Origin of the sequence: Kribbella sp. (assembly GCF_035655035.1) — a bacterium.
GTDB lineage: Bacteria > Actinomycetota > Actinomycetes > Propionibacteriales > Kribbellaceae > Kribbella.
This window is the reverse complement of the sequence record NZ_DASRVN010000682.1, coordinates 1-7611: the sequence shown is the minus strand read 5'-3', so window position 1 is coordinate 7611 and position 7611 is coordinate 1. Positions and strand designations below refer to the sequence as shown.

Genomic DNA, 7611 nt, shown 5'->3' with positions numbered 1-7611 from the left:
CGTCGTAAGCTGGATCGGTGCCTTCGACATCGGATGTGGCGGCGGTGGTGGCGCACGATCAGGCCGTCGGGCGGCTGCGGGAGTCGTACCGGCGGATCCCGAACGGCGATCCCGTCCGGCTCGCGAAGCGCAGTTCGAACCTGTTCCGGCCGCGCGCGGACACCGAGCGCCCGGGGCTGGACGTCTCGCAGCTGACCGGCGTGATCGCCGTCGACCAGGCCGCCCGGACGGCCGACGTCCAGGGCATGTGCACGTACGAGGACCTGGTCGCCGCGACCCTCCCGTACGGGCTGACGCCGATGGTGGTGCCGCAGCTGAAGACGATCACGCTCGGCGGCGCGGTCACCGGCCTCGGCATCGAGTCGTCGTCGTTCCGCGCCGGCCTGCCGCACGAGTCGGTGCTCGAGCTGGACATCCTGACCGGCGCCGGCGACCTGGTCACGGCCCGCCCGGACGGTGAGCACGCGGACCTGTTCCGGATGTTCCCGAACTCGTACGGAACCCTCGGCTACGCGACCCGGCTGCGGATCGAGCTCGACCGGATCTCGCCGTACGTCGCGCTCCGGCACGTCCGGGTCGGGCTCGACGCGCTCGCTCCGGCGATCGACGAGATCGTTGCCTCAGGCACGTACGAGGGCGAGCCGGTGCACTTCGTCGACGGCGTCGCGTTCAGCCCGTCGGAGGCGTACCTGACCCTCGGGCGGAACAGCGACGCGGCCACCAGGACCAGCGACTACACCGGCCGGCAGATCTACTACCGGTCGATCCGGCAGCGGCCGACGGACTTCCTCACCGCGCACGACTACCTGTGGCGCTGGGACACCGACTGGTTCTGGTGTTCCGCCGCGTTCGGCGCCCAGCAGCCGGTCGTACGGCGGCTGTGGCCCCGGCGGTGGCGGCGGAGCGACGTGTTCCACAAGATCGTCGGCTTCGAGAACCGGCACCACTACGCGGCCCGGCTGAACCAGCGGCGCGGCCGCCCGGACCGGGAACGCGTCGTACAGGACGTGGAGATCCCGGTCGCCCGGCTCGCCGACTTCCTGCGCTGGTTCGACAAGGAGGTCGGGATGCGGCCGGTGTGGCTCTGCCCGCTCCGGCTCCGCGGCTCCGAGTCCTGGCCGCTCTATCCACTCAAACCTGGCGAGACGTACGTGAACGTCGGCTTCTGGGGCACCGTACCGATCGCCCCCGGCGCCGCCGACGGCGACGTCAACCGCCGCATCGAACAGGCGGTCGGCGACTTCGGCGGCCACAAATCGCTGTACTCCGACGCGTACTACGACCGGGACACGTTCGACCGGCTCTACAACGTCCAGGCATTGACCAAGGTGAAGCAACGCTACGACCCAGACGCCCGCCTCACCGGGCTCTACGAAAAGGCGGTGACGCGACGATGACGACGGTCGCGACCCAGGTATCGATCGCCGAGGCTCTGACGACCGTGATTCCGGACGGGCTGCCGTTCCGGTTCACGGCGTACGACGGAAGCGCGGCCGGGCCCGAGGACTCCCCGATCCACATGCACCTGGCCTCCGAGCGCGGGCTGTCCTACATCCTCACCGCGCCGGGGGACCTCGGGCTGGTGCGCGCGTACGTGATGGGCGACCTGGAGATCACCGGCGTCCACCCGGGCAACCCGTACGAGCTGATGCGGCTGATCCTGGACCAGTTCCACTTCCACCGCCCGAAGGCCGCCGACGCGCTGCGGATCATCCGCGGTCTCGGCTGGAGCCACCTGAAGCCGCCGCCCCCGCCGCCGCAGGAGCACCTGCCGAAGTGGCGCCGGACGTTCGAGGGCCTGCGGCACTCGAAGGCGCGGGACAAGTCCGCGATCCACCACCACTACGACGTGTCGAACACGTTCTACGAGTGGGTGCTCGGCCCGTCGATGACCTACACGTGCGCGGTCTACCCGACGGCGGATGCTTCGCTGGAGGAGGCGCAGTTCGAGAAGTACGACCTGATCGCGCGCAAGCTCGACCTCCGGGCCGGTCAACGGCTCCTCGACGTCGGGTGCGGCTGGGGCGGGATGGTCCGGCACGCGGCCCGCGAGTACGGCGTACAGGCGCTCGGCGTGACGCTGTCGGAGGCGCAGGCCGAATGGGCTTCCGCCGCGATCAAGGCCGACGGGCTGGAGCACCTGGCCGAGGTACGGTTCCTGGACTACCGCGACGTCCCCGAGCGGGACTTCGATGCGATCAGCTCGATCGGCCTCACCGAACACATCGGCGTCCGCAACTACCCGTCGTACTTCGCGTTCCTGCACGACCGGCTCCGCCCCGGCGGCCGGCTGCTCAACCACTGCATCACCCGGCCGGACAACCGTTTCCGCAGCACCGGCGCGTTCATCGACCGCTACATCTTCCCCGACGGCGAACTGATCGGCTCCGGCCGCATCATCGCCGAGGCCCAGGACGCCGGCTTCGAGGTCCGCCACGAGGAGAACCTCCGCGAGCACTACGCCCTCACGCTGGCCGCCTGGAACGACAACCTCGTCGCCCACTGGGACGAGGCCGTCGCCGAGGTCGGCCCCGCCACCGCCAAGATCTGGGGCCTCTACCTGGCCGCCAGCCGAGCCGGCTTCGAACACAACACCATCCAGCTCCACCAGGTCCTGGCAGCCAAACTCGACGACCGCGGCAACGCCCACTTCCCCCTCCGCCCCACCTGGGGCAGCTGACCGCGCCGGCCCGCTAGCTTGGTGGCAGGCCAGCGAAGGAGAGACGGACGTGTGGGGTAGAGCTGCGGCGGTGATCGTCGCGTCGGCTTTCGTCGTGGGGTGTTCCGAGTCAACGCCTAGCAGCTCCGCCTCGTCGTCGGCTCCCGCGACGGTTGCGGCTCCGGTTGAGTTGACGGTGGCTTCGACGGTGGTTTCCGGGGTGGAGGTGCCTTGGGGGCTGGGGTTTCTGCCGGACAAGAGCGCGTTGGTGACCGAGCGGGATGCGGGGAAGATCGTGCGGGTCGTCGGCGGGCGGGCCGTCGAGGTGGGGGTCGTGGACGGGGTGAAGGCCTCGTCCGAGGGAGGGCTGCTGGGGCTTGCGGTGGATCCGGGGTATCCGGGGAGGCCGTACATCTACGTGTACTACTCCGCCGCGAGCGACAACCGGATCGCGCGGATCACCTACCAGGACGGGAAGTTGTCCGACCAGCAGGTGATCCTGGACGGAATTCCGGAAGCGGCGATCCACAACGGTGGGCGGTTGCGGTTCGGGCCGGACGGGTTCCTGTACGCCGGTACCGGCGACGGCTCGGAGCAGCCGAACTCGCAGGACGACAACTCGCTCGGCGGGAAGATCCTGCGGATCACCACCGACGGGAAGGCCGCGCCGGGAAACCCGGACGGCCGGGTGTGGATCACCAAAGGGCACCGGAACGTGCAGGGCCTGACGTTCGACGGCAGCCAGTTGTACGCCTCCGAGTTCGGGCAGAGCACCTGGGACGAGCTGAACGTGATCACCCCGGGCGCGAACTACGGCTGGCCGGCCGCCGAGGGGATCAGTCACCTGGACGGGATGACCGACCCGATCGCGCAGTGGCCGACCGCCGACGCGTCGCCGTCCGGGATCGCGTTCGCCAAGGGGTACGTCTTCATGGCGGCGCTGCGCGGCCAGCGGCTCTGGGCGATACCCGTTGCAGGAGGCAAGCGAATCGGCGAGCCGAAGGCGTTCTTCACCAAGCAGTACGGGCGTTTGCGCACCGTCGAGCTCGCTCCGGACGGCTCGCTGTGGGTCACCACGTCGAACACCGACGGCCGCGGTCAGCCCCGGGCCGGCGACGATCGCATCCTCCGCGTGACGATCAGCACGTCCTAGACAGTCAACCGTTTCGCCGCTTGGGTCGTCTGGTACATGTTGAACAAACCACGACCTGAGGAGGAGATCGGTATGCCGACCGGCCAGGCGTCTGGCGTCCCCAGCAGTGTGATCGCATCGGTGAGCAACTTCGCGGACGCTCAGCGAACAGCGCAGTACCTGAGAAGCTACGGGATGGACGCGACGAGCCTGGACATCGTCGGTGCCGGCCTCCGGCAGGCAACAAGACGGCCGCGAATCCCGGTCGTGCGGCTGACCGCGACCGGCGCCCTGCAAGGCGCGTTGGTCGGCATCCTCGCGGCGGTCTTCGTCACGCTGGTCGCGCAGACCACACTGACCAGCTTCGCGGTCGTGCTGTGGGGCTTCGTGTACGGCCTGCTCGTCGGCGCGCTGTGGGGACTGTTCCGCGGGCTGGTCCGCAACCGGCCCGAAACGGTCACCACCGAGACCCTCCCGACGTACTACGAGCTCCGCTGCCCGGCCGACGAACTGTCGGTCGCGCAGACCCTGCTCGCGGACGCGGCCGAGGTCGAGGTCGACAGCCACGTCGAGCACGACGTGACCGCCGACGCGCACCCCGAGGAACACCGCGACGCCGCCTGAAAAAGACTGAAGTGCCGGACCCTGTGCAGCGGGGTCCGGCACCTCAGGAGAGCGTCAGATACCCAGCTTCTCGTTCAGCAGCTGGCGGACCTTGGCCGCGTCGGCCTGACCGCGCATGTCCTTCATCACCGCGCCGATCAGCGCGCCCGCTGCGGCGGGCTTCCCGGAGTTCACCTTCTCGACCACGTCCGGGTTCGCCGCGATCGCGCGGTCGATGGCCTCGAGCAGCGCCGAGTCGTCGGACACGAGCGCCAGCCCACGCTTCTCGATGATCTCCGCCGGCGTACCTTCACCGGCGAGCAGACCCTCGAACACCTGCCGCGCGAGCTTGTCGTTCAGCGTGCCGTCGTCGACCAGCTTCTGCACCTCGGCGACCTCGGCCGGTCCGACCTGCAGGCTGTCCAGCTCGGTGCCGGCCTCGTTCGCGGCGCGGGCGAGCTCGCCGAGCCACCACTTCTTCGCCGCGGCCGGCGTCACCCCGAGCTCGACCGTCGCCACGATCAGCTCGACCGCGTTGCCGTTCACCGCGTCGCGCATCTCGAGATCGGTGAAGCCCCAGTCCGTCTGCAGCCGGGCCCGCCGTACCGACGGAGCCTCGGGCAGCGTCGCGCGCAGCTCCTCGACCCATTCGCGCGACGGCGCCACCGGCACCAGGTCGGGCTCCGGAAAGTACCGGTAGTCGTCGGCGTCGGACTTCTCCCGGCCGGCCGTCGTGATGCCGGTGTCCTCGTGCCAGTGCCGGGTCTCCTGCAGGATCTTCCCGCCGGACGACAGCACTGCCGCCTGCCGGGTGATCTCGTACGTCACCGCGCGCTCGACCGAACGGAACGAGTTCACGTTCTTGGTCTCGGTGCGGGTGCCGAGCGCGGTCGAGCCGGACGGCTTCAGCGACACGTTGACGTCAGCGCGTAGCGACCCCTGGTCCATCCGGACGTCCGAGACGCCCAGCGAGAACAGCAGGTCGCGGAGCATACTCACATACGCACGAGCCACCGCGGCGGCCTTCTCCCCCGGCACCTCGATCGTCTTGGTGACGATCTCGATCAGCGGGATGCCGGCCCGGTTGTAGTCGACCAGCGAGTGCGTGGCGCCGTGGATCCGCCCGGTCGCGCCGCCCACGTGGGTGGCCTTGCCGGTGTCCTCCTCCATGTGCGCGCGCTCGATCTCGATCCGGTACGTCTCGCCGTCGACGGCGACCTCGGTCCAGCCGTTGAACGCGATCGGCTCGTCGTACTGCGAGGTCTGGAAGTTCTTCGGCATGTCCGGGTAGAAGTAGTTCTTCCGGGCGAACCGGCACCACTCGGCGATCTCGCAGTTCAGCGCCAGGCCGATCTTGATCGCGGCCTCGACCGCCTTCGCGTTCACCACCGGCAGCGCGCCCGGCAGACCGAGGCAGACCGGGCAGGTCTGGGTGTTCGGCGGCGCGCCGAACTCGGTCGGGCAGCCGCAGAACATCTTCGACTTCGTGTTCAGCTCGACGTGCACTTCCAGACCCATGACCGGGTCGTACTGCGTCAAAGCATCGTTGATCTCAAGCACATCGGCGGTCATCGGGTCACCTCCAGCTCCGGAGCCTTCGTCATCAGTACGCCGCCCCACTGCTCGGCGAGCGCCGCCTCGAGCGCGCCGCCGACCTTGTACAGCAGGTCGTCGCGCATCACCGGCGCCATCACGTGGAAGCCGACCGGCAGCCCGTCCTCGTCGGCGAGACCGCACGGGAACGACGCGGCCGCGTTGCCGGCCAGGTTGGACGGGATCGTGCACAGGTCGTTCTTGTACATCGCGATCGGGTCGTCGATCCGGTCGCCGATCGCGAACGCGGTCGTCGGCGTGGCCGGTGAGACCAGGACGTCGACCTGCTCGTACGCGTTCGCGAAGTCGCGGGCGATCAGCGTCCGCACCTTCTGCGCCTGGCCGTAGTAGGCGTCGTAGTACCCGCTGGAGAGCGCGTGCGTACCGAGGATGATGCGGCGCTTCACCTCGGCGCCGAAGCCGGCCTCGCGGGACAGCGCGGTGACCTTCTCCGCACTGTTCTCGCCGTCGTCGCCGACCCGCAGCCCGTACCGCATCGCGTCGAACTTGGCCAGGTTCGACGAGGCCTCGCTCGGCAGGATCAGGTAGTACGCCGGGAGCGCGTACTGGAAGTGCGGGCAGGACACCTCGACCACCTCGGCGCCGAGCTTGGTGAGCAGCTCGACCGCCTCGTGGAAGCGCGCCTCGACACCCGGCTGGTACCCCTCGCCGCCGAGCTCCTTGACGACACCGATCCGCAGCCCGGCGACGTCGCCGTTGCGGGCCGCCGCGACCACCGGCGGGACGTCCTGGTTGATCGAGGTCGAGTCCATCGGGTCCCAGCCCGCGATCGCCTCGTGCAGCAGCGCCGCGTCGAGCGTCGTTCGCGCGCACGGACCCGGCGTGTCCAGGCTCGACGCGAGTGCGATCAGCCCATACCGCGAGGTGCCGCCGTACGTCGGCTTGACCCCGACCGTCCCGGTGAACGCCCCCGGCTGGCGGATCGAGCCACCGGTGTCGGTGCCGATCGCCAGCGGCGCCTCGTACGCCGAGATGGCCGCGGACGAGCCACCGCCGGAACCGCCTGGGATCCGGGCCAGGTCCCACGGGTTGTGGGTGGTGCCGTACGCCGAGTTCTCCGTGGAGGAACCCATCGCGAACTCGTCCATGTTGGTCTTGCCGAGGATCACGATCCCGGCGGCCTTCAAGCGCTTGACGACGGTCGAGTCGTACGGCGGCTTCCAGCCCTCGAGGATCTTCGAACCGGCCGTGGTCGGCACGCCCTCCTGGGTGAGCACGTCCTTCAGCGCCAGCGGCACGCCGGCCAGCGGGGCGAGCTGCTCGCCCGCGGCGCGCTTGTCGTCGACCGCCTTCGCCTGCGCCAGCGCGCCCTCGGTGTCGACGTGCAGGAACGCGTGCACGTCACCGTCGACGGCGGCGATCCGGTCCAGGTGGGCCTGGGTGATCTCCACCGAGCTGGCCTGCTTGGACGTCATGAGCTCCGCGAGCTCGGCCGCGGTCTTCCTGGTCAGGTCGGTCATCGTCAGTCCTCCTCCAGGATCCGCGGCACCCGGAAGCGCTGCTCCTCCGCGGCCGGCGCGCCGGACAGCGCCTGCTCGGGGGTGAGGCACGGGACGTTCTCGTCCGCGCGCATCACGTTGGTCAGCGGCAGGGCGTGCGAGGT

General features: G+C 69.7%; 7 protein-coding genes. 4 read left to right on the top strand and 3 right to left on the bottom strand.

The annotated features are described in order from the left end of the window. Positions 1-17 precede the first annotated feature (17 nt). The 4 genes from VFF46_RS35645 to VFF46_RS35630 all read left to right on the top strand — a co-directional run bounded on the left by VFF46_RS35645 (position 18) and on the right by VFF46_RS35630 (position 4415). The gene (locus tag VFF46_RS35645; protein ID WP_325041663.1) at positions 18-1397 is read left to right on the top strand and encodes an FAD-binding oxidoreductase; all 1380 of its coding nucleotides are present in this window, start codon (positions 18-20) and stop codon (positions 1395-1397) included. Next, a complete protein-coding gene (locus tag VFF46_RS35640; protein ID WP_325041662.1) occupies positions 1394-2680 on the top strand; it encodes a cyclopropane-fatty-acyl-phospholipid synthase family protein in 1287 nt (428 codons plus the stop codon). The genes VFF46_RS35645 and VFF46_RS35640 overlap by 4 nt, the downstream gene beginning before the upstream one ends. Positions 2681-2855: 175 nt before the next feature. After that, on the top strand, positions 2856-3812 hold the full coding sequence (locus VFF46_RS35635; RefSeq protein WP_325041661.1) for a PQQ-dependent sugar dehydrogenase: 957 nt from the start codon (positions 2856-2858) through the stop codon (positions 3810-3812). A gap of 174 nt (positions 3813-3986) precedes the next feature. Further along, positions 3987-4415, top strand: coding sequence for a hypothetical protein (locus VFF46_RS35630; protein ID WP_325041660.1), 429 nt, complete (start codon positions 3987-3989; stop codon positions 4413-4415). Between the two features lie 54 nt (positions 4416-4469). Here VFF46_RS35630 and gatB read toward each other — a convergent pair whose 3' ends face one another. The 3 genes from gatB to VFF46_RS35615 form a co-directional block, all read right to left on the bottom strand. After that, positions 4470-5966, bottom strand: a complete 1497-nt coding sequence (gene gatB, locus VFF46_RS35625; protein WP_325041659.1) for an Asp-tRNA(Asn)/Glu-tRNA(Gln) amidotransferase subunit GatB — start codon at positions 5964-5966, stop codon at positions 4470-4472. After that, the gene (gene gatA, locus VFF46_RS35620) at positions 5963-7468 is read right to left on the bottom strand and encodes an Asp-tRNA(Asn)/Glu-tRNA(Gln) amidotransferase subunit GatA (RefSeq protein ID WP_325041658.1); all 1506 of its coding nucleotides are present in this window, start codon (positions 7466-7468) and stop codon (positions 5963-5965) included. The genes gatB and gatA overlap by 4 nt, the downstream gene beginning before the upstream one ends. 2 nt (positions 7469-7470) lie before the next feature. Next, the coding region (locus tag VFF46_RS35615) for an Asp-tRNA(Asn)/Glu-tRNA(Gln) amidotransferase subunit GatC (RefSeq protein WP_325041664.1) at positions 7471-7611 on the bottom strand (141 nt) is incomplete at its 5' end.

Bases quoted from the DNA above. Each gene is read 5' to 3' on its own strand.
- VFF46_RS35630 (WP_325041660.1), top strand. From the start codon at position 3,987: ATGGACGCGACGAGCCTGGACATCGTCGGTGCCGGCCTCCGGCAGGCA.
- VFF46_RS35640 (WP_325041662.1), top strand. From the start codon at position 1,394: ATGACGACGGTCGCGACCCAGGTATCGATCGCCGAGGCTCTGACGACC.
- gatB (WP_325041659.1), bottom strand. From the start codon at position 5,966: ATGACCGCCGATGTGCTTGAGATCAACGATGCTTTGACGCAGTACGAC.
- gatA (WP_325041658.1), bottom strand. From the start codon at position 7,468: ATGACCGACCTGACCAGGAAGACCGCGGCCGAGCTCGCGGAGCTCATG.